Below are 24,876 nucleotides of genomic sequence, written 5' to 3'. Positions count from 1 at the left end.
GATCGATCGGGAGAAGGGCCGCAGGTTATGGAGTGGAAGACCCACGGTGAGCGACAGATCTACACGAACAAGTGGGTGAACCTCTGTCTGGTCGACGTCCAGCAGCCTGACGGGCGCCGGTGGGAGTACCACGTCGTCCGGCTGCGCCACCTGGCTGTGGCCGCCGTGGTGAATGACCGCCGGGAGGTGCTGATGATGTGGCGGCACCGTTTCATCACCGACTCGTGGGCCTGGGAGCTGCCCATGGGCCTGGTCGAGGAAGGCGAGACGCCCGAGGAGGCGGCGGCCCGCGAAGTCCTCGAAGAGACCGGCTGGCGCCCCGGACCCATCAAGCCCCTGATCTACGCCGAGCCGGCGAACGGGATCACCGACTCCCAGCACCACGTCTTCCGCGCCGACGGCGCCACCTACGTCGGACCACCCACCGAGAAGAACGAGTCCGACCGCATCGAGTGGATTCCCCTCAGCGAGGTGCGCGGGATGATCGACCGCCGCGAAGTCGTCAGCAGCGGGTCCCTCGTCGGGCTCCTCTACCTGCTCATGGACGAAGCGATCCGCTGACCGGCTGAAGGACCGCCCGCAGCCGCGCCTCGAAGGCGAGCGCCACGGGCTCCTGCCTGTACGGGGCCAACCGATCGTAGAACTCCCTGAGATGGCCGGTCACCCGCTCGGACGACACGACCGAAGCGGATTCCAGGGCCCACGTAGCCGTGTGGCACGCCAGATCGAGCTTGCCCTGGTCGAGTCGCGTACGCGCCAGCCAGAACGCGTGGAACGCGCGGCTCCGTTGGTTCGACTCGGCTTCCCGCCGCAAGGCGTCCGCGATCAGGGGTTCGGCTGTCGCCGCTTCGCCCAGTTGGCCGTGGGCGATGCCGGTGTCCACGATGAGCTTCGGTTCGTCGAAGTACACCACCCATGGCGGGTCCGGATCGCCCGTCCGAATTCGCTCGAAGTGGCCTTGAGCTTCACCGATCGCCCGGTGGGTCGCGTACCGGTTGCCGAGGGTGGCGTGGGCGAAGGCTTCACGCATCGAGAGCATGGACAGGACACGCGGGGTCGTACCGAGGGACGAGCGAGCCTGGTCCTGGGCGGCGCTCACGAGGGCGAGTGAGTCCGCGGGTTTGTCCTGGTAGGTGGCCTGCAAGCTCATGCAGGCCAGGACGTTGGCCATGAACTGGCGGTCGTCGATCTCCTTGGCCAGGTTCAGCGACTCCGTGAAGTACGCGCGAGCCTGGCTGTACTGGCGGGCGTCGAAGTGGGTCCAGCCGGTGAGGCGTGTCAGTTCGGCCGCGATGCCGTACAGACCGTTCCGGATCGAGGTGGGCCGGTTCTCCTTCAGGAGCCCTACGACGTGGCGGAGTTGGCCGACGACCGCCGGCCGCAACGCCTCGCCGCCGTGCTGGTCGTCGCGCCGCCAGTAGTCCTCGATGGAGGAGCGGAAGGCGTCAAGTGTGGCTGCGCTGAAGGTCGTTCGTGTAGCCAGGGACAGGATGCCGTCCACCTCGGGACTCGGCAGTGAGGCAGCCTCCGGCTGGTCGGGCTCCAGTACCTGGGGTGTCCCACGCTGTACGACCACAAGAGCCTGGGGCGTCTCCCACTCCCGACGCGCGAGGCCGAGCATGTGTCCGGGGATGCGTAAGCCGTCCGCGATGCGCTCGATGACGTCCATGTGCAACAACTGCCGCCGTCCCGCGATCACTTCGCCGACCCGGCTCGGAGTCAGCTCGCATCGCCGGGCGATCATCGACGGGTAGATGCCCGCCCGGGTCCTCAGCAGCCGGAAGACCCGGGCGAAGTCCCGTACCCGGCATGCCTCGATCATCTCGGGATCTGTGAGCAGCCTGGTGGGCAGCTCCCGCGGCCGGTCGGCGTCAGGCATCGGCAGGCTCCCGGTACGAAGACTACTCAGCGTCATGGTGACTCTACTCGCGGCGCGGTTACCCAAGTTGGGTAATCAGCCTGACCTTTTGGCGGAGTTCCCCGGCTCGCGATGCTCCTGTCCATGGCGAGCAATCGGCAACGGCGACACGGAGTGGGACGCCCTGCGGACGACCTCGTGACGCTGAGCGCCCGGAAGGGACTGAGCGCGCGCCTGGCCATCAGGAACGGCAGCAACCGCGTCGGGCTGTGACGCCTGTCAACGGTCAGCGCGGGTGCCGTACCGCCACACAGGAGGAGTTTCCCCATGACAGCGACGGCGAACGACCAGAAGACCGGACGAGCGGTGGCCGGTGAGGAGTTGTTCGAGAGCCTCGCCCGCTTCGTGGTGATCCACGACGGCCAGTCTCCCGAGCGGGCCGAGCGGATCGCGGACCAGGCCGTGGCCTTCGTGGTCACGGCGGCCACCGCCACCGTCCCCATGGTCCCGTCGGACGACGTGGACCTCGGCCTGCACGCGCTGATCCTGCACACCAAGGAGTACACGGACCTCTGCGAGCGGTACGCGGGCCGCTTCCTGCACCACAACCCCAAGCCCGGCGGCGGACCCCGCGACCCCGAGCACATCGCCGCCTCGGCACGCGCCATGAAGGCGGCCGGGTTCATGGTTCTCGACGACCTGTGGACCGTGGACGGCACGAACCTCGCGAACTGCGACTCGGACTGCGGACGGCCTTACGGTCAGGCATAGCGCATGGACCCAGCGGGTGCGGCCGGCCTCAACTCACAACCCGCCGCGCCCGCTTGGAAACTCAGGATGGAGAAGTCACGTTGTCCGGCCCGATCCTTGACCTGCCGACCCCGGTGCTCGACGCACTCACCCCCACGAGCAGGCGCCTGGTCGCAGATCGCCGAGGCTCCACGGTCTGGGAAGTGGAGAGCCCACAGGGTCATTACGCCGTGAAGCTCGGCCGCCCGGTCGAGGCCACCGCCGAGTGGGACGCCCAGCCGTGGACCGCGCTCGCCCCCGCCCGTGAGGGAGCCGTGCTGCATCACCTCGGCCGAAGGGATGTCGTGTACGGCGAGTGGGAGCACGGGACGTGGAACGTCCAACCCTGGCGTTCGGGACCGGACTTGTACCGGCTGTGGGAACCTCGTCGCCGACGGGAGGCGCCGGTCGAACCGCATGTCAGCGTCGCACCGGGCTGCGTCGAGGCGCTGGCCGAGGTTCACGCGCGAGGCTGGGCGCACGGTGATGTGCAGCCCGCCCACTTCATCGTCGGCCCGGATCACGTTCACCTCATCGACCTCGCCCTCGCGCGAGGCGGGGACGTTCCCGAGGTGTACGACTTCCCGTACCGGGGATGTCTCGTCCACTACGAAGCGCCGGAGATCTCCCGTAGCGTCCTGGCCACAGGCCGAGCCGAACCCACCCCGGAAGCCGACGTCTACGCCCTCGGTGCCTCGCTGTTGATCTCGGCCACCGGGTGGCGAGCCGTCGAGTACCCCGACGACGCTCCGCGCTCCGTGCAGAGGGAAGCCGTCGCCGACGGCAGACGACGTCCCGTCAAGGCACCCGGCAGACTTGGTGAACTCATCGACGCCATGCTCAGCCACGATCCGAAAGACCGGCCCACGCTCCAGGAGGCCGCCGAAGTCCTCAACTGAGACGGGAGCCCGGGCGCATCCAACCCGCCGAAAAAGTTGCCGAGTTCGCAGAGATTTGCTTCAACTCGCTGATCTCGGTGCTACGGTGCTCCTCAACAACAACAAAAAGTGGCCCCCTCAGGACTCAGAGTGCGATCAACACTCTGCTGAAGGGGCCTGACGACAACTTCTCGCTAAAGGACCTGTCGCCATGCGCCACTCTATCGCGCATGCCATCTCGGCGTGCCTGCGTACCCTGATCGCGCTTCTCCTGCCCGCGACGGGCAGGCGTCGGAAGTGCTGTGTGAAAACCCCCGCAGCCCCGGCCACCCCTGAGCCCGTCACCCCTGTCATCCCCGTAAGCCCCTGGTCGCGTCCCTGGACGTCACCCTCCAAGGCGGAGGCCGCCGAGATCTTCCGGCGGCAGGAGGAGGCCCGGCTGTGGGCCGAGGTCGCGGAGCTCCACCTCCAGCGCGAGCGGCGGCGGGCGGCTGCGTACGCGGCGGCGGGGGTGGATTACCCGTACACCTACGAAGGCGCTCCGTTCGGCGCGGAAGCGTTTGCCAACGCGATGCGGGAGAGTGCGTGAGGTTGTGTGGGGGGTGCGGCCCGTGCCGCCTTCACCTGCCGATTTGACCTTCGCTTTAATGTGAGCCGATCGATCGGGCCCTTCCTAGTGACATACCGAATGGTATGTGCGCAGAATCAGGCTCAACCAGTTCCGCCGCCGCAGGCAATGTCGCCCGGGAGGACGCCGTGCAGAGCACGATGCAGGACGTACCGCTGCTGATTTCGAGGATCTTGACCCACGGAGCCGCGATTCACGGGTCCTCGCAGGTCACGACCTGGACGGGTGAGGCGGAGCCGCAGCGGCGGAGTTATGCGGAGGTCGCCGGGCGGGCCGCGCAGTTGGCGCACGCGCTGCGGGACGAGCTGGGGGTGAGCGGGGACGAGCGGATAGCGACGCTCATGTGGAACAACGCCGAGCACGTCGAGGCGTACTTCGCGATCCCCTCCATGGGGGCCGTCCTCCACACCCTCAACCTCCGGCTGCCCCCTGAGCAGTTGGTCTGGGTCGCGAACCACGCGCAGGACAAGGTCGTCATCGTCAACGGCTCGCTCCTGCCGCTGCTGGTTCCGCTCCTGCCGCACCTCAAGACCGTCGAGCACGTCGTCGTCTCCGGGCCCGGCGACCGCTCCGGCCTCGCGGACGCCGCCGTCCGGGTGCATGAGTACGAGGAGCTGATCGCGGGGCGTCCGACGTCGTACGACTGGCCCGAGCTGGACGAGCGCAGTGCGGCGGCGATGTGCTACACCTCCGGTACCACGGGTGACCCCAAGGGGGTCGTCTACAGCCACCGGTCCATCTACCTGCACTCCATGCAGGTCAACATGGCGCAGTCGATGGGCCTCACGGACGAGGACCTCTCGCTGATCGTCGTCCCCCAGTTCCACGTGAACGCCTGGGGGCTCCCGCACGCCACCTTCATGACCGGCGTCAACATGCTGATGCCGGACCGCTTCCTCCAGCCCGGCCCGCTCGCCGAGATGATCGCTTCCGAGCGGCCCAGCCACGCGGCGGCGGTCCCGACGATCTGGCAGGGGCTCCTCGCCGAGCTCACCGCCAAGCCGCGTGACGTCTCCAGCCTTCAGCAGGTCACCATCGGGGGGTCCGCCTGTCCGCCCTCGCTGATGGCCGCGTTCGACGAGCTCGGTATGCGGGTCTGTCACGCGTGGGGCATGACCGAGACGTCTCCGCTGGGGACGATCGCCCGGCCGCCCGCCCATGTCGTCGGTACGGACGAGGAGTTCGCGTACCGCCTCACGCAGGGGCGGTTCCCGGCCGGCGTCGAGGCGCGGCTCACCGGGCCCGGGGGTGAGCGGCTGCCGTGGGACGGGGAGTCGGCGGGGGAGCTGGAGGTGCGCGGGCCCTGGATCGCCGGGGCGTACTACAACGGCGCCGACGCGGAACTTCTGCGGCCCGAGGACAAGTTCAGTGCGGACGGGTGGTTGAAGACCGGGGATGTCGGGACGATCTCCGCGGACGGGTTCCTGACGCTCACCGACCGGGCCAAGGACGTCATCAAGTCCGGGGGTGAGTGGATCTCGTCCGTGGACCTGGAGAACGCGTTGATGGCGCATCCGGCTGTCGCCGAGGCCGCCGTCGTCGCCGTCCCCGACACGAAGTGGGGGGAACGGCCGTTGGCCACGGTCGTGTTGAAGGAGGGGGCTGCCGCCGACTTCGCCGAGCTGCGGGCCTTCCTCGCGGGTGAGGGGGGTATCGCCAAGTGGCAGCTGCCTGAGCGGTGGACGGTGATCGAGGCTGTGCCGAAGACGAGTGTGGGCAAGTTCGACAAGAAGGTGTTGCGGCGGAGGTATGCGGAGGGGGAGCTGGAGGTCACGGAGATTTAAGGGCGGTGGCGGAGGGGGGGCTTGTGTTGCGTCGGCAGGTGCGGGTGGTGGAGGGCTGGTCGCGCCCGCGCGGCGGTAGCCGCAAATTGAACACGGTCCCGCGCCCCTGAAGACTCGCGCCTGACCGGCGTATCAGAGGCACCCCTAAAGAGCCTCACCGGCGTCACCCCTCCGCGCCCCAAGCCCCTCACCGCCGTCCCCCCGCCGTCACCCCCCACCCCACCCCCAGCCAAACCCCCGCCACCACAACCACCCCGCCCCACCCGAACCCCCCGAACGCCGCCCCCGCCAGAGCGGACGCCGTCGCTCCGCCCGCGAACCCCGCGACGACGTACGCGCTGTTCGCCACGGAAGGTGAGGAGGTTGTCGTCAGGGCGAGTGTCTGGTTGGCGACGTGGGACGTGACCAGCGCCGCGTGGATCAGCACCGCCGCCACGAACAGCGCGGGCAACGCCGACCCGCCCCACCAGAACAAGGGGACCGAGACCGCGGCCACCGCGTACGCGCCCCGCACCACATGTCCGGCGCCGAAACGGTCGACCAGGCCCCCCGCCAGCGGAGCGACCACGCTCGCCGCGAGCCCGAACAACCCGAACAGCCCCGCAGTCGCCGTGGACATGCCGTAACCCGACGCCCCGCCCGAAATCCAGCCCCAGCCCGACCCTGATCCCGATCCCGAACCTGTCCCCGTCCCCGTCAACAGCAACGCCAACGACGTCCACAAAGCCGACCAAGCCCCGTACATCCCCGCCTGCCGCACACAAGCCCGCCAAAGCTCCGGCGACCTCCGCACCAACCCCGGCATCCCGAACAACCCGGCGAACAGCGACCCCTCCCCCCGCGCGACCCGCTCCCGAGGCAGCGCCCAGGCGGTCACCACCCCCAGCACGGCCGTCAGTACGGCCGCCCCCGCGAACGCCCACCGCCACCCGAACGCCTGCCCGGCGAGCCCCCCGAGCACCCGGGCCGCGACGATCCCGGTGAAGAGCCCGGCGATGACGGCGGCGACATGCCGGGCCCGGCGATCCGCGGGCGCCCGCTGGGCGACGAACGGCACGAGGAGTTGCGGTACGACGGTCGCCGCGGACGCGAGGAACACGGCGATCGCGAGCACCCCGGCGCCCCCGGCGAGCGCGCCCCCGCCCATCGCCACGGCCGTCACGACCGACAGCACCGCCACTATTCGCCGCCGGTCGACCCGGTCCCCCAGCGGCGCGAACAGCAACAGCCCGGCGGCGTAACCGAATTGGGCGACCGACGCGATCCAGGCGACCGAGGAGGCGGTCGTCCCGAAGTCCCGCGCGATGAGCGGCAGCAGCGGCGCCGCGAGATAGATGTTCGCGGCGGTGACGGCCGTACAGAGGGCGATCAGCGGCAGCAGGAACCGCGCGCCGGGAGAAGGCTCCCCGGAACCGGCCCGGACGGCCCGCGCGGACACCGGTGACACAGCAGACATGACCCCTCCCCGAACGTACAACCAACCAGTTGGTTGCTTACCTGACTCCCAACAGTCTGAAGCCCCGCCGCATTCCTTGTCAACCAACCAGTTGGTTATGAATTGGTTCCCGCTACCCTGAACCCATGGCAGTCAGAGACCCCGAGGCGACCAAGGCGCGTATCTTCGACGCCGCCGTCACCGAGTTCGCCCGGTACGGCATCGCGGGCGCCCGCATCGACCGCATCGCCACCGAGGCGAAGGCCAACAAACAGCTCATCTACGTCTACTACGGCAACAAGGCGGAGCTGTTCACGCAGGTCCTCAGCCGCCGTATGGTCGAGCTCGCCGCCGCCGTCCCCGTCGATCCGGACGACATCGACGGCTGGATGGACCGCCTCATGGACTACCACGCCGCGCACCCCGAACTCCTGCGCCTCCTCTACTGGGAGGGCATCGAGTACGGCACCGGCGAACTCCCCGACGAGACGGCCCGCCGCGAGCACTACGCCCACAAGGTCACCGCGATGCGCGACGGCCAGGAACGCGGCGTCATCACCGACGCGATCCCCCCGGCCGACCTCCTCATCCTCCTGCTCGCCCTCGCCAACTGGATGACCGTCGTCCCCCAGATGAGCCGCATCCTCGCCGGCTCCGAGGACACCGACCGCGACCGCCTCCGAGCGTCGATCCGCGAGGCGGCGAGAAGACTGGCCGCGAAGTAACGCCGACGGGCCCCACGCCCGGGCCCAACCCCACGCCCGGGCCCCCAACCCGCCCCCACCGCCCCTAGTTCGTCCCGATCCGCGCCAACAGATCCACGATCCGCGACTGAACCTCCGCACTGGTCGACCGCTCCGCCAGGAACAACACCGTCTCCCCCGAAGCCAGCCGAGGCAGATCAGGCTGGTCCACAGCGGCCGTGTACACGACCAGCGGCGTCCGCGTGAGCTGCCCGTTCGCCCGCAGCCAGTCCAGAATCCCCGCCTGCCGCCGGTCGACCTGCATGAGGTCCATGACGACGAGGTTCGGCCGGAACTGCCCCGCCAGCATCACCGCGTCCGCGTCGCTCGCCGCCCGCGCGACCTGCATCCCCCGCCGCTCCAGCGTCGACGTCAGCGCGAGCGCGATCTCGGCGTGCTCCTCGATCAGCAGGACGCGCGGCGGATGCTGCTCGCTGTCCCGGGGCGCGAGCGCCTTCAGCAGGACGGCCGGATCGGCGCCGTACGCCGCCTCCCGGGTCGCCTGCCCGAGACCGGCCGTGACCAGCACCGGGACGTCCGCCGCGACGGCCGCCGTGCGCAGCGACTGGAGCGCCGTACGGGTGATCGGGCCGGTCAGCGGGTCGACGAACAGGGCCGCCGGGAAGGCCGCGATCTGCGCGTCGACCTCCTCGCGGGAGTTGACGATCACCGGCCGGTAGCCGCGGTCGCTCAGCGCCTGCTGCGTCGTGACGTCCGGCGCGGGCCAGACCAGCAGCCGGCGCGGGTTGTCGAGCGGCTCGGGGGGCAGTTCGTCGTCCATCGGCTGCGGGCGCGGCGGGTCGGCGACCTCGACGGCCCCGCCGGGCCCGTCCAGCGGCTCAGGCCCCTCGGCCGCGTTCGAGTCGGGCGCCCCTATGGCGTACGACCGCCCGGCCCCGTCCGTCCCGGGCGCGAGCCGTGTCTGCCCCGCCATCGACGGGTGCGGCAGCGACTGCGCGGGGACGACGGGCTGCTCGGCCGGCGGATGCGGGCGCGCCTCCGGCCCGGGCGGCGTCCCGAGCTTGCGGCGCCGCCCGGCGCTCGGCGTGCCCCCGGGCGGGGTCGCCGTCGGCTGCTGCACCTGCGCGGCCTGCCGCGTGAACGGCACGCCCTGCCCGAGCGTCCGCACGCTGATCGCCCTGCCCTGCGTGGAGTTCGGGTCCACGGCCTCGGCCGGCAACGGCTGCGGCGCCGGGACCTCCGCCGGCAGGGGCAGCGGGATGTGCCCGGTGTGGCCGGGCTGCGGGAGCACGGGGTGCGGCTGCGCCTGCGCGGGCGCGCCGGGTACGACCCCGTCGGGCGCAACGGCACCGGGTGCGGGCGCCTGAGCGGGTAGTTGGACCGCCTGCGGGGGCAGTTGGGCCGGGACCTGCGGGTGGGCCTGGGCCTGCGGGTGGCCCGCGGCCTCCGGGCCCGCCTCGTCCACGTCCGCCCCGGACGGCATCGCGACGGCCCGGCGACGGCGTCCCGTGGGCGCGCTCGCCGGATGCGGCTGCGGCGGGGTGTGATCGTCCGCCTGCTCGTGCGGGCCCACGTCGTTGCGCCCGGAATGATCGACCCCACCGGATTCGACTCCGGCCTGCGGGGGTACGGCGACGCCTTGAGGCGGTACGACGCCGGCGGGCCCCTGGACGGGAACGGCACCCGCCACCGGTACGGCCCCCTGCGCGGGAAGCGCCCCTGGAACGGGCGCCTGCCCTGGAACCGGCGCCTGCCCGGGAACCGGCATCTGAGCGGGGACCGGCGCCTGAGCGGGGACCGGAACTTGCCCGGGAACTGGACCCTGCGCGGGAATCTGCCCCTGGACCGGAACGGCACCCTGCACGGGAACGGGACTCTGTACGGGAACGGCGCCCTGGGCCGGAACCGGCGCTTGAGCGGGAACGGCACCCTGAGCGGGAACCGGCCCCTGAGCCGGAATCGAACCTTGAGCGGGCACGGGGACCTGAGCCGGGACGACCCCTTGCCCAGGAGCAACCCCTTGCCCCGGAACGGCGACCTGCCCCGGAACCGCCCCCGCCCCGGGCACCACCCCGGGAGCAACCCCCTGCGCCGGCACGGGAACCGGCGCCACCCCGGCCCCCTCCACATCCCGATCCGCCTCAGCCGGCGGCAACGCGAACACCGCCCGAGGCCCCGCCTCCTGCGCGGCGGCCCGCTCCCCCGCCGCCGCCAACGCCCGACGCCGACGCCCGGTCGGCTGCCCCTGCTCATCGCCGCCCTCACCGGAACCGGCACCCGCACCCGAAGCCGCCCCCGCCGCAGGCAACGCCGGCGGCAACGCGTGCTGCTCACTTCCCACCCCGACCGGCACCGGCACCCCACCGGGCGGCACCGGAACCCCCTGCGGAGGCACAGCCCCCAGCCCCGCCCCGGCAGCCGCCGTCCCCGCCGCGTGCTCGGCGGCGGTCACGACCGCGCCCTCGGCCGGCTCGTCCCCGCCCGCCGCGGGCCGTCCGCGCCGACGCCCGGACCCCCCGCCCGCCTCGACGACGACCTCGTCCTCCTCGGCGGCGGGCCCACGCCGGCGCCGGCGCCCGGTGGGCGGAACGGCGCCCTCACCGTCGTCCCCTTCGAGGAACGCGTCCACGGAGCTGCGCCGGGCCCGCCTGCGCCCCGCGTCCTCCTGCGGCGCGGCGGCCTCCTGGACCAGCGCGATCTCCTGCGCGGGCACGACCCCGGCGCCACCGCCGAGCGGCACCTCAAGGACGTACGCGCTGCCGCTCATCCCCGGCACCTCGACCGTCTGGAGCACCCCGCCGTGCGCGCGGACGATGCCCCGGACGATCGGCTCGTGCACCGGGTCGCCGCCGCTGTACGGGCCCCGGACCTCGATCCGGACGACCTCGCCGCGCTGGGCGGCGGCCACGACGACCGTGTTGTCCATGTAGCCGCCCGCCGAGACGGGCGCGTTCCCGGTCGCGTCGACGCCGGCGACGTCCGCGACGAGGTGGGCCAGCGCGGTCGCGAGGAGGCGGGCGTCGACCTCGGCCTCGATCGGCGGCGCGTGGACGGCGAACTGCACGCGGCCGGGCCCGATCAGTTCTACGGCGCCGTCGACACCTGCCGCGACGACCGCGTCCAGCATCACCTTCGTACGGCTGACCTGCGCTTCTCCCGTGTCGAGGAGCTGGTAGCCGAGGACGTTGTCGATGAGGGTGGTGATCCGGGAGTACCCGGCGGAGAGGTGGTGCAGGACCTGGTTGGCCTCGGGCCAGAGCTGGCCGGCGTCGTCGGCGGCGAGGGTCGCGAGTTCGCGGCGGAGTTCGTCGAGGGGGCCGCGCAGGGAGCGGCCGAGGAGGGTGAGGAGCTGGTCGTGCCGGCCGGCGAGGGCCTCGTACCGGTCCTTCTCGCGTTCGCCGAGGGCCGCGTACCGGTCGTCGCCGGCCGCGAGTTCCTCCGCGTGCTGTTCGGTGAGCTCCTCGATCTCCGTGACGTGCCGCTGGCGCAGGGCGGTCAGGTCGGAGGCGTGCTCCTCGGAGAGCCGCTCCAACTCCTCGGCATGCGCCTCCTCGGAGGTCTCCTTCTCCTTGGCGAGCGCGTCGTACGGCCGCCGGTCGGTGAAGGTCATGACGGCGCCGACGAGCTGGTCGCCGTCCCGCACCGGCGCGGTCGTCAGGTCGACGGAGACCTTGTCGCCGTTCTTCGCGAACAGCACCTGGCCGCGGACGCGGTGCTTGCGGCCGGAGCGGAGGGTGTCGGCGAGCGGCGACTCGTCGTACGGGAAGGGGGCGCCGTCCGGGCGGGAGTGCAGGACGAGGGTGTGCAGCTCCTTGCCGCCCAGGTCGCTGGCCCGATACCCCAGTATCTGGGCGGCGGCCGGGTTGACGAGGACGATCCGCCCGTCGGTGTCCGTGCCCACGACGCCCTCGGACGCCGCGCGCAGGATCATCTCCGTCTGGCGCTGGGAGCGGGCGAGTTCCGCCTCGGTGTCCACGGTGCCGGACAGATCGCGTACGACCAGCATCAGCAGTTCGTCCGGGGCGTAGCCGTATCCGTCGTACGCCTGCTGGCCGTTCTCCAGGTTCGCGCTGGTGACCTCGACGGGGAACTCGTGGCCGTCGGTGCGGCGGGCGATCATGCGGGCGGGCTTGGTCCGGCCGCGCGGATCGATGTGGTCGGGCCTGCGCATGGACCCGGGGATCAGCTTGGAGTCGAACTCGGGCAGCAGATCGAGCAGCCCCCGCCCGACCAGCGCGGTCCCCGGCGACTCGAACGCCTCCAGCGCGATCGTGTTCGCGTTGACGACTGTCCCGTTCGCGTTGACCAGCACCAACGCGTCCGGCAGGGCGTCCAGTATCGCCGCGAGGCGAGCAGCGCCTCGGGATGGCCTGCTGCTCACGAGACGCTTCCTCCCTGTCACCGCACCTTGCGCATCCTGCCGCCCGCTCCGGCCATCTTGCCAACCGGCCCGCGGGGTGTCACGCGAGGGAGTCTAAGGGCAGGGCCCTCACCTCCGGCGCCGTATGAGAGCCACCTCGCACGAACCACGTGCCCTTGCGAACGCGGGTACGAACGGGGTTCGCGGGAACTGCGCGGGACCTTTACGGGGTTGGGGGTTTCGGTGGGGTGCGGGTGCACGGCGTCCACGCGGGAGGAGCGCCGCCGCCCGCCTCGGGCCTCTCGCCCCAACCCCTTTGCCCTGGCCCCCGACCGCCTAGTACGGTGGGCATCGATTGGTGACACGGCACTCACCTGTGTCATCATCTGCACGCACCACTCGCACCCACGCGAGCGGTTGTGCTGGAGGCGTCGCCTAGTCCGGTCTATGGCGCCGCACTGCTAATGCGGTTTGGGCCTTAAAGCCCATCGAGGGTTCAAATCCCTCCGCCTCCGCCCCACCCGAAGCCCCGGTCCTCCCGACCGGGGTTTCGCCGTTCCACCCCCGTTTCCGCAGGTCACAAGGGCTACGCCAATCGGATTTCACATGCCGCCGCCGGTCATGTAATGTTCTTCCTGTCGCCAGGAGCGGCCGGAAGGCCAGGAACGGAAGACACGAGAAACAACAAAACAAGCACTCGTAGCTTAACGGATAGAGCATCTGACTACGGATCAGAAGGTTGCAGGTTCGAATCCTGCCGAGTGCACAGCAGTCGAGGCCCCCTCCGGAATTCTGGAGGGGGCTTCTTCGTGTTCATGGAGGGGGATCGGCCGGCTGTGGGGGTGGTGCCGAGAGTGGTTCCGTGGGGGAGGACCCGCCGAAGGTGACGCCCGCGGCGGCTGTGGCGAAGGCCGCGGAGAAGGCCGGGGCGATGAGGTCGCTTCGCTATCGGATCGCCGGGACCGTGCCGGGGGAGCGGCTGCTGGAGGTTCGGTTCGTCGACAAGGTCATGTACGTCGGCGGCAGCGTGCTCAGTGCCGAGAAGCTGAACGGCAAGGGCTGGTTCAGTGCCGCGCCGGCCGTGTGGGGCAGCGGCGGGGCGTACAACCAGTCGTACGGCGTGCTGCCCAGCCGGCTTCATGCAACTGGAGATCGCCGATCCGCTCACCACGGACCTGTGGACCGACGGCGACGACCGCACCAGGCGGTTCCGTCTGCGCGCCGAGCACAATGACGCGTTCGCCGGTACCGGTCCGCTCGACCTCACCGTCACCTTCCTCGACATCGACCGGCCGGTGACCGTCACCGCCCCGCCGGCCGAGGACACGGCCCCGGTCCCGGACGGCACGCAGAGCGGCTGACCGCCCCCACTGTCGCCTTGCGCGGGCGGTACGTTGTGGGGATGCCTACCGACTCCGTACCGATCTGTCCCCAGTGCGGTGGCCCGTTGAAAGCCGGGTCGATGGTGCTCTGCCGCCGTGAGGACGACGACCGGCGTACCTGTCGGATGGTCTGGGGGTGTTCGAACCGGCACATCTGGTGGAAGTGGGCCGACCGGCCTGCCGCCGAGTTGGAGCTCTGCCCCTATCCGGATCTGATGGAGGGCTGAGACCGGCGGTCGGCCGGGCGTCGACGTGTCCGACGTGCCGTCAGCTGTACGTCCAGCGCCACGCGTTCGAGCGGTACGCGCACTTGATGGGGGTGCCGCTCGCGTTCGTTGTCGTCGCGCCGTGGTCCGACTTGCGGCAGAACTGGCCCGCCGAGTAGCAGTTGCCGGAGCTGGAGACGATCGAGCAGGTGCTGGGGGCGTCGTCGGTGGTGTTGTCGGTGAGGTCGGTGGTGGTGTCGGCGGCCTCGGCGGTGGTCGTCTCCGTGACCGTGACCGTGGGGGCCGGTTCGGGGGTGGCCGTTTCGGTGATGGTGGGGCCGGGGGACGGGGTTGTCGTCACCGTCGCGGTGACCGTCGCCGCGGCTTTCGTCTTCGCGTCGACCGACTGCCGGCCGTCGTCGGCCGGGGCGGCTATCAGGGCACCCGCCAGGAGCAGTCCCGCGCCGCCGAGCCACACGCGCTTGCGTCTGCGGAGCGGGCGCATGTCCGGTGGGCGGGGTGTGGGTGGCATGGGTGTGGTGTACGGGCTGGTCATCTCGTCCCCCCTGGGCGGTTCAGGTGGAGTGACCGTAGTGCCCGACGCGGGATGATGTGGAGGAATGGTGGAAGTAGTGATGCTTCCGTGACTGCCGTCCCGCTGAGGTCCGTATCTGATGCTGTGGGGGTTCTGTCGCGTTGACCGGGATCGGAGTGGGCGTGGAGCTGGCGAGGCTGGTCGAGGGCGGGGTCGGGGTTGTGGTGCGGGTGGAGAGGCGGGAGGACGGGTGGTACGACGGGGAGATCGTCGTGCGGAGCGGGTTCGTCGAGGGGAGTGTGCGCGTCGTGGTCGGGGAGGAGGATCTTGAGGACTGGGGGGCGCTGCTCGATGTGCTGGAGGACGAGGAGGCGTACGAGGACGAGGACGGCGAGGTGTTCGCGGGGAACTGGCCCCGGGAGGGGGACTCCGCGTATCTGACCGTCGTCGCGGAGGAGCCGTTGGTCGTGGAGGTGGTGGATGCCGCCGGGACCGGGATCTGTGTGCGGGTGCCGGTCGATCTCGGGGAGGGGTGGGTCGGGGAGGCTCGGGAGAGGTGGAGGAAGGTGTTGGGGTGAGGGGGAGTGTCAGTGGGGGGAACTAGGGTCGGGGGATGGGGCGGACGTGGAAGTGCGCGGGGCTGAGGTGGAGTGCGGGGAGTGGGCCCGTGCTGCGGTGGGAGGGGGGTGCCGGGAGTGGGCTGGGGTGGGGGAAGCGGGTCGGGTTCGGGGTGGTCGAGGGAGGCGGGAGGGGGTGTGTCGGGGCTCGGGGGAATGCGTGTGCGGGCCGGCGGGAGGTGTCCGGGCGGAGTACCGGGGGGCGGTGCGAGGAGTGTGGGCGGCTGGATCGGGTGGGGTCCGTGGCCGCGGACGGGCGGGCCGATGATCCTCGGGCCTATCGGGTCTATCTCGCCTGGTTCGGGGGCGGGTTGCTCAAGGTGGGGATCACCGCCGTCGAGCGTGGGAGCGATCGGCTGCTGGAGCAGGGGGCCCTGTGTTTCACGTGGCTCGGGAGCGGGCCGTTGATGGCCGCCCGGCGGTCCGAGGAGGTGTTGCGGGTCGCGCTGGGGGTGGGGGACCGGGTTCCGTACGGGGTGAAGCGGGCGGTACGAGCCACCGCGGCGCGTTCCGTCGACGCCGGGGTCGATGAGCTGGGCGTACTGCACCGGCGTGCGCACGCCCTCGCCGGGTGGCCGGAAACACTCGTCCCCGAGCCCTTCCGTCCCGTCGACCACCTCGCCGCGTTCGGCCTGGACGCCGCCCCTCCCGCGACCGGCGAGATCACCGAACTGGTCCCCGGCGCCGGCATCGCCGGGGAACTGGTCGCCGCGGCCGGCCCCGACCTCCACCTCGACACGTCCGCGCAGGGGATCGTCGTACTGGACACGCGGCTGATGACCGGCTGGGAGCTGACGCCGGCCGGCGAGGGTGGCGGGGGTGGCGGGGGTGGCGGGGTGTTCCCGGTACGGCCGTTCCCGAAGGAGCCGGAGGACGCGCAGGCGGAGCTGTTCTGAGCGGGCCGGGCCGATCGCCGCCAACCTGCCCCGAAACCGGCGCCCGCCCACATGCATCGGCCTCCGTCCACCGCCCCGACCGGCGCCCGCCCGCCCCCACCTGCGATCGCCCGCCACCCCGACCGGCCTCCGCCCACCGCCTCGACCGGCCTCCGCCCGCCTCCACCGGCGTCCGCCCTCCGCTCCGATCGACACCCACCCGCCCTCACCAACCCCCCCACCCCAACCCCCCATCCCACCTCCCCCCAGCTACAGCCCCCGTAAAGGTTTCTCAAGGTCTTTCATCAGCGGAACCTGTCACTCCGCCCTCACCGCAGCCACCCATACAAGGTCAGAACAGGCCAATCCGCTCACCAAGATCCCACTCCCTGGGAACTCCCTGTGCGTTTCTCAGGGAAATCACAGGGAAGCGAAAGCGTGCTCTCAGAGGACGTCGACATGGTGTCCAACATGACCACGACCTCGCCCCAGGGGCGCACCGAACTGCTGAGGCCGGACGGGAGCCCCGTCCGAGTGCTTGTGGTGGACGACGAGCTGTCGATCACCGAGCTGCTGTCCATGGCTCTCAGGTATGAGGGCTGGCAGATCCGGAGCGCCGGGGACGGCACCGGCGCCATACAGACCGCGCGGGAGTTCCGGCCGGACGCCGTCGTGCTGGACATGATGCTGCCGGACATGGACGGGCTGACCGTGCTGGGACGGCTGCGCAGGGAGCTGCCGGACGTGCCGGTGCTGTTCCTCACCGCCAAGGACGCCGTCGAGGACAGGATCGCGGGACTCACCGCCGGCGGCGACGACTACGTCACCAAGCCGTTCAGCCTCGAAGAGGTCGTCGCCCGGCTGCGCGGACTGATCCGGCGTTCGGGCGCGGCGGATCGGCGGTCGGACTCCGTGCTGGTCGTCGGTGATCTGACCCTCGACGAGGACAGCCACGAGGTCTCCCGCGCCGGTGACAACATCCACCTCACCGCGACCGAGTTCGAGCTGCTCAGGTTCCTGATGCGCAACCCGCGCCGGGTGCTCAGCAAGGCGCAGATCCTCGACCGCGTGTGGTCGTACGACTTCGGCGGCCAGGCGAACGTCGTCGAGCTGTACATCTCCTACCTGCGCCGCAAGATCGACGCCGGCCGCGAGCCGATGATCCACACCCGGCGCGGCGCCGGATACCTGATCAAGCCCGCCCAGTCATGAGCGGGCGACGACGGCCGCGTCCGCAGAAGAGACGAGCGGGGAAGCCGCGCACACTGCGGGCCAGGCTCGTCGTCGCGTCGGTCGCGCTGATCGCCGTGGTCTGCGCGGTGATCGGTACGGTGACGACGCTGGCGCTGCGCCAGCACCTGTACGACCAGCTGGACCGTCAGCTGATGGAGGTCTCGGTGCGGGCCTCGGGCGGCCCCGGCGGCCGTCCCCCCGGTGCGGACGACCGCGACTCGGGCCCCCAGCAGGAGTCCAAGGTCGTCAACCTGACGGACTTCGTTACCCGGGGTCCGCAGCCCGGCGGCTCCACCCTGATCGCGAAGGTCGAGAACGGCTCGGTCACGGCCGGCACGGTCGGTGAGAAGTCCGGCAGCACCTTCGAGATGAAGGCGGAGACGCTCACGGAGGCACAGCTCAAGGCAGTCAACGCGACAGCCCAGGACGAGAAGCCGCACACCGTCGACATCCCGGGCCTCGGCAGCTACCGCGTCAAGTACACGGACGGCGTCAACGGCACCTTCTACGTCGCCATCCCCACCAGCGACCCCGACAACACCATCACCACCCTCATCCTCGTCGAGCTGAGCGTCACCGCCGCCGGCCTGGTCGCCGCCGGTATCGCCGGCTACGTCCTCGTGGGCGTCGCCACCCGCCCCCTCCGCAAGGTCGCCGCCACCGCCACCCGGGTCTCCGAACTCCCCCTGCACACCGGCGAGGTGAACCTGAGCGAGCGCGTCCCGGAGTCCGAGACCGACCCGCACACCGAGGTCGGCCAGGTCGGCGCCGCGCTCAACCGGATGCTGGACCACATCCACGGAGCCCTGCACGCGCGCCAGCAGAGCGAGATGCGCGTCCGGCAGTTCGTCGCCGACGCCAGCCACGAGCTGCGCACCCCCCTCGCCTCGATCCGCGGGTACGCGGAGCTGACCCGGCGCGGGCGGGAGGAGGTCGGCCCCGACACCCGGCACGCGCTGGGCCGTATCGAGTCCGAGGCCGGCCGGATGACGTTCCTCGTCGAGGACCTCCTCCTGCTCGCCCGCCTCGACGCCGGACGACCCCTCCAGTTCGAGCAGACCGACCTCGTACCCCTCGTCATCGACACGGTGAGCGACGCGCGCGCGGCCGGGCGGGACCACGTCTGGCGGCTGGAGCTGCCGGACGAACCGGCGCTCGTGAGCGCCGACGCGGCGCGACTGCAACAGGTGCTGGTCAACCTCCTCGCCAACGCCCGTACGCACACACCCCCGGGGACGACCGTCACCGCGCGCGTCCAGCGGCGCGGCCCCTGGCTCTGCGTGGACGTCCAGGACAACGGCCAGGGCATCCCCGAGGACCTGCTCCCGCACGTCTTCGAACGGTTCGCGCGCGGCGATACGGCGCGTTCGCGGACCACCGGGTCCACCGGCCTCGGGCTGGCGATCGTCCAGGCCGTCGCGACCGCCCACGGCGGCGCGGTGACCGTCGACAGCGTCCCCGGGCAGACCGTTTTTACGGTGCATCTGCCGGCACTTGCCCCGGCCGTTCCGCAGCCGTCGCCCGAAACGAACTGGCAACTCGACTCACAGGGTCAGCACAGTGCCACCACATGGGTGCAACAGGGCGTCTGACGAGAGTCGTTGTCATGCGAACCGACTCTTCTCCCGGCACGCTGCCGGCGCGGGAGCACCTCCCGGCCGGCGCTGCCGGAACGCCTGTCCTGGACGTCGTGATCCCCGTGTACAACGAGGAGAAGGACCTCGGCCCGTGTGTCGAGCGACTGCACGCGCACCTCGTCAAGACGTTCCCCTACCCCTTCCGGATCACCATCGCGGACAACGCCTCGATCGACGCCACCCCGGTGGTGGCGAAGAACCTGGAGGCGAACCTCCCGGGGGTGAAGTCCTTCCGCCTTGAGCAGAAGGGCCGGGGGCGCGCGCTGCGGACCGTCTGGTCCGCCTCCGACGCGCCGATCCTCGCCTACATGGACGTGGACCTCTCCACCGACCTCAACGCCCTGCTCCCGCTGGTGGCCCCGCTGATCTCGGGCCACTCCGACCTGGCGATCGGCTCCCGGCTGGCCCGTAGTTCCCGGGTCGTACGGGGTGCCAAGCGGGAGTTCATCAGCCGCTCGTACAACATGATCCTGCGGGGCTCGCTCCAGGCGCGCTTCTCGGACGCGCAGTGCGGGTTCAAGGCGATCCGGCGCGATGTGGCGCAGGTGCTGCTGCCGCTGGTGGAGGACACCGGCTGGTTCTTCGACACTGAGATGCTGGTGCTCGCGGAGCGGGCCGGCCTGCGCATCCACGAGGTGCCGGTCGACTGGGTCGACGACCCGGACTCCACGGTGCACATCGTCAAGACGGCGACCGACGACCTGAAGGGGGTATGGCGCGTTGGGAAGGCCCTGGCCACCGGTTCGCTGCCCCTGGACCGGCTGACCAGGCCGTTCGGTGACGACCCCCGCGACCGAGACATCATGGACGTACCCAAGGGACTGGCCCGGCAGCTCGTCGGCTTCTGTGTGGTCGGCGGTCTGTCGACGCTCTTCTACCTGCTGCTGTACAGCGGCTTTAGGACGTTCAGCGGCTCGCAGATCGCCAACGCGCTCGCGCTGCTGGTCTCGGCGGTCGCCAACACCGCCGCGAACCGCCGGCTCACATTCGGGGTGCGCGGTTCGGGCAGCGCGGTCAAGCACCAGGCGCAGGGCCTCGTCGTCTTCGGTATCGGCCTCGCGCTGACCAGCGGCTCGCTGGCCGCGCTGAACGCGGCGACGTCGAGTCCCTCGCACTTCACCGAGCTCACGGTGCTCGTCGCCGCCAACCTCGCGGCGACCGTGATCCGGTTCCTGCTCTTCCGCGCCTGGGTCTTCCCGGACAAGCGCGAGACCCCGGACGCCGACTGGCAGGACGCGACGATGCGCCTCCAGCCGATCCGCCCGCCGTACGACCAGCCCGGCCAGCCGCCGTACGGGTCCGGCTACGACAACGACCCGCGGGGGAACCAGCGATGACGACTCTTCAGGACGAACGCACCTGGGCCCCGCCCCCCTCCGACGGCGGCTCGCTCGGCGAAGCCGAGGCCAACCCCCCGCGTGGCAAGAGACTTTGGCGAGGCCGTCCGGAAGATCCGGCCTGGGTCCGCCCGGCCTTCTTCGGCCTCCTCGTCGCGACCTTCTTCCTCTACCTCTACAACCTGAACTCCTCCGGGTACGCCAACTCCTTCTACTCGGCGGCGGTTCAGGCGGGCTCCCAGTCCTGGAAAGCCTTCTTCTTCGGCTCGCTCGACGCGGCCAACGCCATCACCGTCGACAAGCCCCCGGCCGCGCTGTGGCCGATGGCCCTCTCCGTGCGGATCTTCGGCCTCAACTCGTGGGCGATCCTGATCCCCGAGGTCCTGATGGGCGTCGGCACGGTCGCCGTCGTCTACGCGGCGGTACGGCGCCGGTTCTCCCCGGCGGCGGGCCTGATCGCGGGCGCCGTCATGGCGCTCACCCCGGTCGCCGCGCTGATGTTCCGGTTCAACAACCCGGACGCGATGCTCGCCCTGCTCATGGCGGTGGCCTGCTACCTCGTCGTCCGCGCCCTGGAGGACGGCCGCACCAAGTGGCTGCTGTGGGCGGGTGCCGCGATCGGCTTCGCGTTCCTCGCGAAGACCCTCCAGGCGTTCCTGATCCTGCCGGCGCTGGCCGCCGTGTACGGGGTCTGCGCGCCGGTCTCTTTGAAGAAGCGGCTGGGTCAACTCGCCGCCGCGACGGGGGCGTTGATCGTCTCCGGTGGCTGGTGGGTGGCGATCGTCGAACTGTGGCCCGCGTCCTCGCGGCCGTACATCGGCGGCTCCCAGAACAACTCCTTCCTGGAACTCACCTTCGGTTACAACGGACTCGGCCGGCTGAACGGCGAGGAGACCGGGTCCGTCGGCGGGGGCGGCGGGGGCGGTGGCACCGGGCAGTGGGGTGAGACCGGCTGGGACCGGATGTTCAACTCCGAGATCGGCGGCCAGATCTCCTGGCTGCTGCCGGCCGCGCTGATCCTGCTCGTCGCCGGGCTGGTCGCGACCCGGAAGCTCAAGAGGACGTCCGTCACGCGGAGTTCGTTCCTCGTCTGGGGCGGCTCGCTGGTGATGACCACGATCGTCTTCAGCTACATGGCGGGCATCTTCCACCAGTACTACACCGTCGCCCTCGCGCCGTACATCGCGGCCGTGGTCGGCATGGGCGCCGGTCTCCTGTGGGAGAAGCGGTCCGAGTTCTGGGCGTCGATCACCCTCGCGGCGGCGGTCGTCTCGGCGGCGGCCTGGGGGTACGTCCTCCTCAACCGGACGTCCGACTACCTCCCCTGGCTGAAGTGGTTCGTGCTCGTCGGCGGGCTCGCCGGGGCGCTGGGGCTGATCTTCGCGGGCCGCATCAACCGCCAACTCGCCCTGGCAGCGGCCTCGGTGAGCCTGGTCGCGGCGCTGGCCGGGCCGACGGCGTACACCATCAGCACGCTTCAGGAAGGGCACACCGGGTCGATCGTCACGGCGGGTCCCGCGGGGGCGTCGATGATGGGTGGACGCGGCGGCGGTCCCGGCGGTGGCGGTGGCGGTATGCGGGGCGGCATGGGTGGCGGGATGCCCGGCCAGAACCAGCAGGGCGGCAACGGCACGACGCAGGGCGGCCAGGGGCAGGGGCAGCAGGGCAACGGGACCGGTCAGCAGGGCAATGGGACCGGCGGCAACGGCTTCGGCGGTGGCAACTCGCAGGGTGGCCAGGGCAATTCGCAGGGCGGCAACGCTCAGGGCCAGAACGGCCAGAGCCAGCAGGGCCAGGGCTTCCCCGGCGGCACCACCACCGGCGAAGGCGGGATGGGCGGCGGCATGGGCGGCGGTGGCGGTGCGGGCGGTCTGCTCAACGGCGCCAGCGTCACCTCCGAGGCCAAGAAGCTCCTCGACACCGACAGCTCCAAGTACACCTGGGTCGCGGCGGCCATCGGCGCGCAGAACGCGGCGAGCTACCAACTGGCCACCGGTGACCCGGTGATGGCGATCGGCGGCTTCAACGGCACCGACCCCTCGCCGACGCTGGCCCAGTTCAAGCAGTACGTCGAGGACGGGAAGATCCACTACTTCATCTCCAGCGGCTCCAGCGGCGGCGGGATGATGGGCGGCTCCTCCACCGGCACGTCGTCCCAGATCACCTCCTGGGTCGAGGCCAACTTCAAGAAGGTGACGGTGGGTTCGGCCACCTTCTACGACCTCACGCAGAAGGCGAGCAGCTAGACGACGAAGACGCCGGTTCGCTGGTGAGGGCGGTGACCTCCGGGTCGCCGCCCTCTCGTCGGCCCTTTCTTGTACGACGTACATCGATCCTGTACACCGTACGATGACCCCTATACGGTGTACGACATGCCGACGACGTCCCCCGCACCCCCCACACCCCCCGCCCCGCCCGTCGAGGGTCACCCCCAGCGCTGGCTGATCCTCGGCGTCATCGCCCTAGCCCAGCTCACCGTCCTCCTCGACAACACCGTCCTGAACGTCGCGATCCCCTCCCTCAAGGAGGAGTTGGGCGCGAGCACCGCGGACATCCAGTGGATGATCAACGCGTACTCGCTCGTCCAGGCGGGCCTCCTCCTCACGGCGGGCAGCGCGGCGGACCGGTACGGGCGCAAGCGGATGCTCATCGCCGGCCTCGTCCTCTTCGGCGCCGGCTCCCTCGTCGCCACGCTCGCCTCCTCCACCGGCCAACTCATCGCCGCCCGCGCGGGGATGGGCGTGGGCGGGGCCCTCCTCGTCACCACGACCCTCGCCGTGGCGATGCAGATCTTTCCGCCCGCCGAGCAGCCCCGCGCGATCGGGATCTGGGCGGCGGTGAACTCCCTCGGGTTCGCGACGGGCCCGCTGGTCGGCGGGTTCATGCTGGGGCACTTCTGGTGGGGCGCGATCTTCCTGATCAACCTCCCCGTCGCCGCGCTCGCGCTGGTGGCGGTCGTCCTGCTCGTCCCCGAGTCCAAGAACCCCCAGGGGGACCGGCCCGACCTCCTCGGTGCCCTGCTCTCGACGGTCGGGATGTCGACCCTCGTCCTTACGATCATCTCGGGCCCCGAGCACGGGTGGTCGTCGGCGCGGGTGCTGGGGAGCGGGCTCGTCGCCGTCGTCGTCCTCGGGGTGTTCGGGTGGTGGGAGAGCCGGATTCCCCACCCCATGCTCGACCTGTCCTTCTTCCGCAACCGCCAGTTCACGGGGGCCGTCGCCGGGGCGGTGCTGGTGACCTTCGGGATGGGCGGGGCGCTGTTCCTGCTGACCCAGCATCTCCAACTCGTCCTCGGGTACGGGCCGTTGGAGGCCGGGCTCCGCACGGTGCCGCTCGCTGTGACCGTCGTGCTGCTCAACTTCACGGGGGTCGCCGCGCGGATCACCGCGAGGCTGGGCGGGCCGGTGACGATCCTCTCCGGGATGGCCGTCATGGCGTGCGGGCTCGTGTCCATCGGGGTGCTGGGGGAGCGGGGGTACGCGGGGACGCTGCTCGGGCTCGTGCTGATCGGGGCGGGGACGGCCACCGCCAGCCCTGCGATGGCTCACGCGATCATGAGTTCCATACCGCCGGCCAAGGCGGGGGTGGGGGCGGGGATCAACGGGATGCTGGCGGAGTTCGGGACGGGGTTGGGGGTCGCGGTGCTGGGGGCGGTGCTGACGTCTGCGGGGAGTCTTGAACAGGGGTTGCGGGAGGGGCAGTTGGTGGGGGCGGTGGCTGTGGTGGCCGGTGGGGTGGTGGCGGGGGTTCTGTTGCGGCGGGCGGCTGGTGACAAGACGCCCAAGGGGGAGGAGGTTTCTGTGTAGGGCGGGCGCGGCGAGTATGTGGTTGATCGCGCCCCTTTAGGGTGTCGTAGTTGGCGTAAATTCAGGAGGTGGCCCTGTGACCAGGCAAAGTGTGTGGCTGGCCGGTGACGAGCGCCGCCGTAGGTCCACTCAACCCACCGGCCTCGACCGTCCCCGCATCACCTCCGCCACCGTCCGCCTTCTCGATGCCGAGGGGCTCGACAAGTTCTCCATGCGGAGGCTGGCGGCGGAGCTGAACGTCACCGCGATGTCCGTCTACTGGTACGTCGAGACCAAGGACGAGCTCCTGGAGCTGGCCCTGGACGACGTCTACGGCGAGGTCCCCCTCCCCCAGGCCGACGACTGGCAGACCGACCTCCGTCAACTCGCCACCTGGTACCGCACGTTGCTCGTCCGCCACCCCTGGGCCTCCCCCCTCGGCGGCCGTTACCTCAACATCGGCCCCCACTCCCTCACCTTCGCCCGAGCCGTCCAACAAGCCGTCCGCAAGACCGACTTGCCCGCCGAGGACATCACCGGCGTCATCGCCGCCGTCTTCCAGTTCGTCTACGGCTTCGGCACCATGGAGGCCCACTTCCTCGCCCAGACCAAATCCTCCGGCCTCACCCCTGACGCCTACTACCGCCACTCCCTCGAACTCTTCAACGAGACCGCCGGCATGTCCGAAATGGCCGAGGAAACAAGGGACTTGGTCGAGGCGAGGGGCGCGGCGACGATCGTCGAAATGCACAACAGGGACTTCGACTTCGCCCTGAACCTACTCCTGGCAGGCATCAGGGAAATGATGAACCGCCCTCAGGGGCGAGCCTGAG

The 24,876-nt window shown here is 70.8% G+C and carries 20 protein-coding genes and 2 tRNA genes; 18 read left to right on the top strand and 4 right to left on the bottom strand.

Features of this window, described 5'->3' with window-relative positions:
* Window positions 1-27: 27 nt before the first annotated feature.
* Window positions 28-561, top strand: coding sequence for an NUDIX hydrolase (locus ABZX85_RS38730; RefSeq protein WP_355879915.1), 534 nt, complete (start codon window positions 28-30; stop codon window positions 559-561).
* Here ABZX85_RS38730 and ABZX85_RS38725 read toward each other — a convergent pair.
* On the bottom strand, window positions 539-1,879 hold the full coding sequence (locus ABZX85_RS38725; protein WP_355879913.1) for a helix-turn-helix transcriptional regulator: 1,341 nt from the start codon (window positions 1,877-1,879) through the stop codon (window positions 539-541). The two genes, ABZX85_RS38730 and ABZX85_RS38725, sit on opposite strands and share 23 nt — an antisense overlap.
* Before the next feature lie 306 nt (window positions 1,880-2,185).
* On the opposite strand from ABZX85_RS38725, the gene ABZX85_RS38720 reads away from it, so the two are divergent.
* From ABZX85_RS38720 to ABZX85_RS38705, 4 genes are all read left to right on the top strand, one after another.
* Window positions 2,186-2,629, top strand: a complete 444-nt coding sequence (locus ABZX85_RS38720) for a hypothetical protein (protein WP_355879910.1) — start codon at window positions 2,186-2,188, stop codon at window positions 2,627-2,629.
* Between the two features lie 80 nt (window positions 2,630-2,709).
* Window positions 2,710-3,546: a protein kinase gene (locus tag ABZX85_RS38715; RefSeq protein WP_355879907.1), complete on the top strand. Its 837-nt coding sequence runs from the start codon at window positions 2,710-2,712 to the stop codon at window positions 3,544-3,546.
* A gap of 190 nt (window positions 3,547-3,736) precedes the next feature.
* Window positions 3,737-4,114 carry a hypothetical protein gene (locus ABZX85_RS38710; RefSeq protein ID WP_355879904.1) on the top strand — a complete coding sequence of 126 codons (378 nt, stop codon included), beginning with the start codon at window positions 3,737-3,739 and terminating at the stop codon, window positions 4,112-4,114.
* A 167-nt stretch (window positions 4,115-4,281) separates the two neighbouring features.
* Window positions 4,282-5,937, top strand: a complete 1,656-nt coding sequence (locus tag ABZX85_RS38705; RefSeq protein ID WP_355879901.1) for a long-chain fatty acid--CoA ligase — start codon at window positions 4,282-4,284, stop codon at window positions 5,935-5,937.
* Window positions 5,938-6,124: 187 nt separating this feature from the next.
* Here the strand turns inward: ABZX85_RS38705 and ABZX85_RS38700 are convergent, their stop codons facing one another.
* Entirely contained in the window at window positions 6,125-7,393 is a 1,269-nt protein-coding gene (locus tag ABZX85_RS38700) for an MFS transporter (RefSeq protein WP_355879898.1), read from the bottom strand.
* 125 nt (window positions 7,394-7,518) lie between these two features.
* Between ABZX85_RS38700 and ABZX85_RS38695 the strand changes: the two genes are divergently transcribed.
* Complete coding sequence (locus ABZX85_RS38695) at window positions 7,519-8,097, top strand: TetR family transcriptional regulator (RefSeq protein WP_355879895.1); 579 nt, start codon at window positions 7,519-7,521, stop codon at window positions 8,095-8,097.
* A 64-nt stretch (window positions 8,098-8,161) separates the two neighbouring features.
* Here the strand turns inward: ABZX85_RS38695 and ABZX85_RS38690 are convergent, their stop codons facing one another.
* The gene (locus tag ABZX85_RS38690) at window positions 8,162-12,457 is read right to left on the bottom strand and encodes a PAS domain-containing protein (RefSeq protein WP_355879892.1); all 4,296 of its coding nucleotides are present in this window, start codon (window positions 12,455-12,457) and stop codon (window positions 8,162-8,164) included.
* 403 nt (window positions 12,458-12,860) lie between these two features.
* Here ABZX85_RS38690 and ABZX85_RS38685 point away from each other — a divergent pair.
* The 4 genes from ABZX85_RS38685 to ABZX85_RS38670 all read left to right on the top strand — a co-directional run bounded on the left by ABZX85_RS38685 (window position 12,861) and on the right by ABZX85_RS38670 (window position 14,045).
* Window positions 12,861-12,951 (top strand) — tRNA-Ser (locus tag ABZX85_RS38685).
* A gap of 178 nt (window positions 12,952-13,129) precedes the next feature.
* A tRNA-Arg gene (locus ABZX85_RS38680) sits at window positions 13,130-13,202 on the top strand.
* A 373-nt stretch (window positions 13,203-13,575) separates the two neighbouring features.
* Window positions 13,576-13,797: a hypothetical protein gene (locus ABZX85_RS38675; protein WP_355879889.1), complete on the top strand. Its 222-nt coding sequence runs from the start codon at window positions 13,576-13,578 to the stop codon at window positions 13,795-13,797.
* A gap of 41 nt (window positions 13,798-13,838) precedes the next feature.
* Complete coding sequence (locus tag ABZX85_RS38670) at window positions 13,839-14,045, top strand: dehydrogenase (protein ID WP_355879887.1); 207 nt, start codon at window positions 13,839-13,841, stop codon at window positions 14,043-14,045.
* 40 nt (window positions 14,046-14,085) lie between these two features.
* Here the strand turns inward: ABZX85_RS38670 and ABZX85_RS38665 are convergent, their stop codons facing one another.
* Window positions 14,086-14,580, bottom strand: a complete 495-nt coding sequence (locus ABZX85_RS38665; protein ID WP_355879884.1) for a hypothetical protein — start codon at window positions 14,578-14,580, stop codon at window positions 14,086-14,088.
* A 140-nt stretch (window positions 14,581-14,720) separates the two neighbouring features.
* Here ABZX85_RS38665 and ABZX85_RS38660 point away from each other — a divergent pair, with 140 nt between their 5' ends.
* The 8 genes from ABZX85_RS38660 (at window position 14,721) to ABZX85_RS38625 (ending at window position 24,875) form a co-directional block, all read left to right on the top strand.
* Complete coding sequence (locus ABZX85_RS38660; protein WP_355879881.1) at window positions 14,721-15,137, top strand: DUF5959 family protein; 417 nt, start codon at window positions 14,721-14,723, stop codon at window positions 15,135-15,137.
* Between the two features lie 35 nt (window positions 15,138-15,172).
* Complete coding sequence (locus tag ABZX85_RS38655) at window positions 15,173-16,072, top strand: DUF2797 domain-containing protein (protein WP_355879878.1); 900 nt, start codon at window positions 15,173-15,175, stop codon at window positions 16,070-16,072.
* Between the two features lie 450 nt (window positions 16,073-16,522).
* Window positions 16,523-17,263 carry a response regulator transcription factor gene (locus ABZX85_RS38650; RefSeq protein ID WP_355880167.1) on the top strand — a complete coding sequence of 247 codons (741 nt, stop codon included), beginning with the start codon at window positions 16,523-16,525 and terminating at the stop codon, window positions 17,261-17,263.
* Window positions 17,260-18,876, top strand: coding sequence for a HAMP domain-containing sensor histidine kinase (locus tag ABZX85_RS38645; RefSeq protein WP_355879875.1), 1,617 nt, complete (start codon window positions 17,260-17,262; stop codon window positions 18,874-18,876). The genes ABZX85_RS38650 and ABZX85_RS38645 overlap by 4 nt, the downstream gene beginning before the upstream one ends.
* A gap of 14 nt (window positions 18,877-18,890) precedes the next feature.
* On the top strand, window positions 18,891-20,258 hold the full coding sequence (locus ABZX85_RS38640; RefSeq protein ID WP_355879872.1) for a bifunctional glycosyltransferase family 2/GtrA family protein: 1,368 nt from the start codon (window positions 18,891-18,893) through the stop codon (window positions 20,256-20,258).
* The gene (locus tag ABZX85_RS38635; protein ID WP_355879869.1) at window positions 20,255-22,504 is read left to right on the top strand and encodes a glycosyltransferase family 39 protein; all 2,250 of its coding nucleotides are present in this window, start codon (window positions 20,255-20,257) and stop codon (window positions 22,502-22,504) included. The genes ABZX85_RS38640 and ABZX85_RS38635 overlap by 4 nt, the downstream gene beginning before the upstream one ends.
* Before the next feature lie 126 nt (window positions 22,505-22,630).
* Entirely contained in the window at window positions 22,631-24,064 is a 1,434-nt protein-coding gene (locus ABZX85_RS38630) for an MFS transporter (RefSeq protein ID WP_355879866.1), read from the top strand.
* 76 nt (window positions 24,065-24,140) lie between these two features.
* Window positions 24,141-24,875: a TetR/AcrR family transcriptional regulator gene (locus ABZX85_RS38625; protein ID WP_355879863.1), complete on the top strand. Its 735-nt coding sequence runs from the start codon at window positions 24,141-24,143 to the stop codon at window positions 24,873-24,875.
* Window position 24,876 lies beyond the last annotated feature (1 nt).

The sequence above is a fragment of the Streptomyces sp. NPDC004539 genome (genome assembly GCF_040610055.1).
GTDB lineage: Bacteria > Actinomycetota > Actinomycetes > Streptomycetales > Streptomycetaceae > Streptomyces.
This window is presented reverse-complemented; position numbering and strand designations above follow the sequence as displayed.

Excerpts from the sequence above, each read along its gene's own strand:
- ABZX85_RS38730 (WP_355879915.1), top strand. The coding sequence starts at position 28 with ATGGAGTGGAAGACCCACGGTGAGCGACAGATCTACACGAACAAGTGG.
- ABZX85_RS38725 (WP_355879913.1), bottom strand. The coding sequence starts at position 1,879 with ATGCCTGACGCCGACCGGCCGCGGGAGCTGCCCACCAGGCTGCTCACA.
- ABZX85_RS38720 (WP_355879910.1), top strand. The coding sequence starts at position 2,186 with ATGACAGCGACGGCGAACGACCAGAAGACCGGACGAGCGGTGGCCGGT.
- ABZX85_RS38710 (WP_355879904.1), top strand. The coding sequence starts at position 3,737 with ATGCGCCACTCTATCGCGCATGCCATCTCGGCGTGCCTGCGTACCCTG.
- ABZX85_RS38700 (WP_355879898.1), bottom strand. The coding sequence starts at position 7,393 with ATGTCTGCTGTGTCACCGGTGTCCGCGCGGGCCGTCCGGGCCGGTTCC.
- ABZX85_RS38695 (WP_355879895.1), top strand. The coding sequence starts at position 7,519 with ATGGCAGTCAGAGACCCCGAGGCGACCAAGGCGCGTATCTTCGACGCC.
- ABZX85_RS38675 (WP_355879889.1), top strand. The coding sequence starts at position 13,576 with ATGCAACTGGAGATCGCCGATCCGCTCACCACGGACCTGTGGACCGAC.
- ABZX85_RS38670 (WP_355879887.1), top strand. The coding sequence starts at position 13,839 with ATGCCTACCGACTCCGTACCGATCTGTCCCCAGTGCGGTGGCCCGTTG.
- ABZX85_RS38665 (WP_355879884.1), bottom strand. The coding sequence starts at position 14,580 with ATGACCAGCCCGTACACCACACCCATGCCACCCACACCCCGCCCACCG.
- ABZX85_RS38655 (WP_355879878.1), top strand. The coding sequence starts at position 15,173 with ATGGGGCGGACGTGGAAGTGCGCGGGGCTGAGGTGGAGTGCGGGGAGT.
- ABZX85_RS38650 (WP_355880167.1), top strand. The coding sequence starts at position 16,523 with ATGACCACGACCTCGCCCCAGGGGCGCACCGAACTGCTGAGGCCGGAC.
- ABZX85_RS38645 (WP_355879875.1), top strand. The coding sequence starts at position 17,260 with ATGAGCGGGCGACGACGGCCGCGTCCGCAGAAGAGACGAGCGGGGAAG.
- ABZX85_RS38640 (WP_355879872.1), top strand. The coding sequence starts at position 18,891 with ATGCGAACCGACTCTTCTCCCGGCACGCTGCCGGCGCGGGAGCACCTC.
- ABZX85_RS38635 (WP_355879869.1), top strand. The coding sequence starts at position 20,255 with ATGACGACTCTTCAGGACGAACGCACCTGGGCCCCGCCCCCCTCCGAC.
- ABZX85_RS38630 (WP_355879866.1), top strand. The coding sequence starts at position 22,631 with ATGCCGACGACGTCCCCCGCACCCCCCACACCCCCCGCCCCGCCCGTC.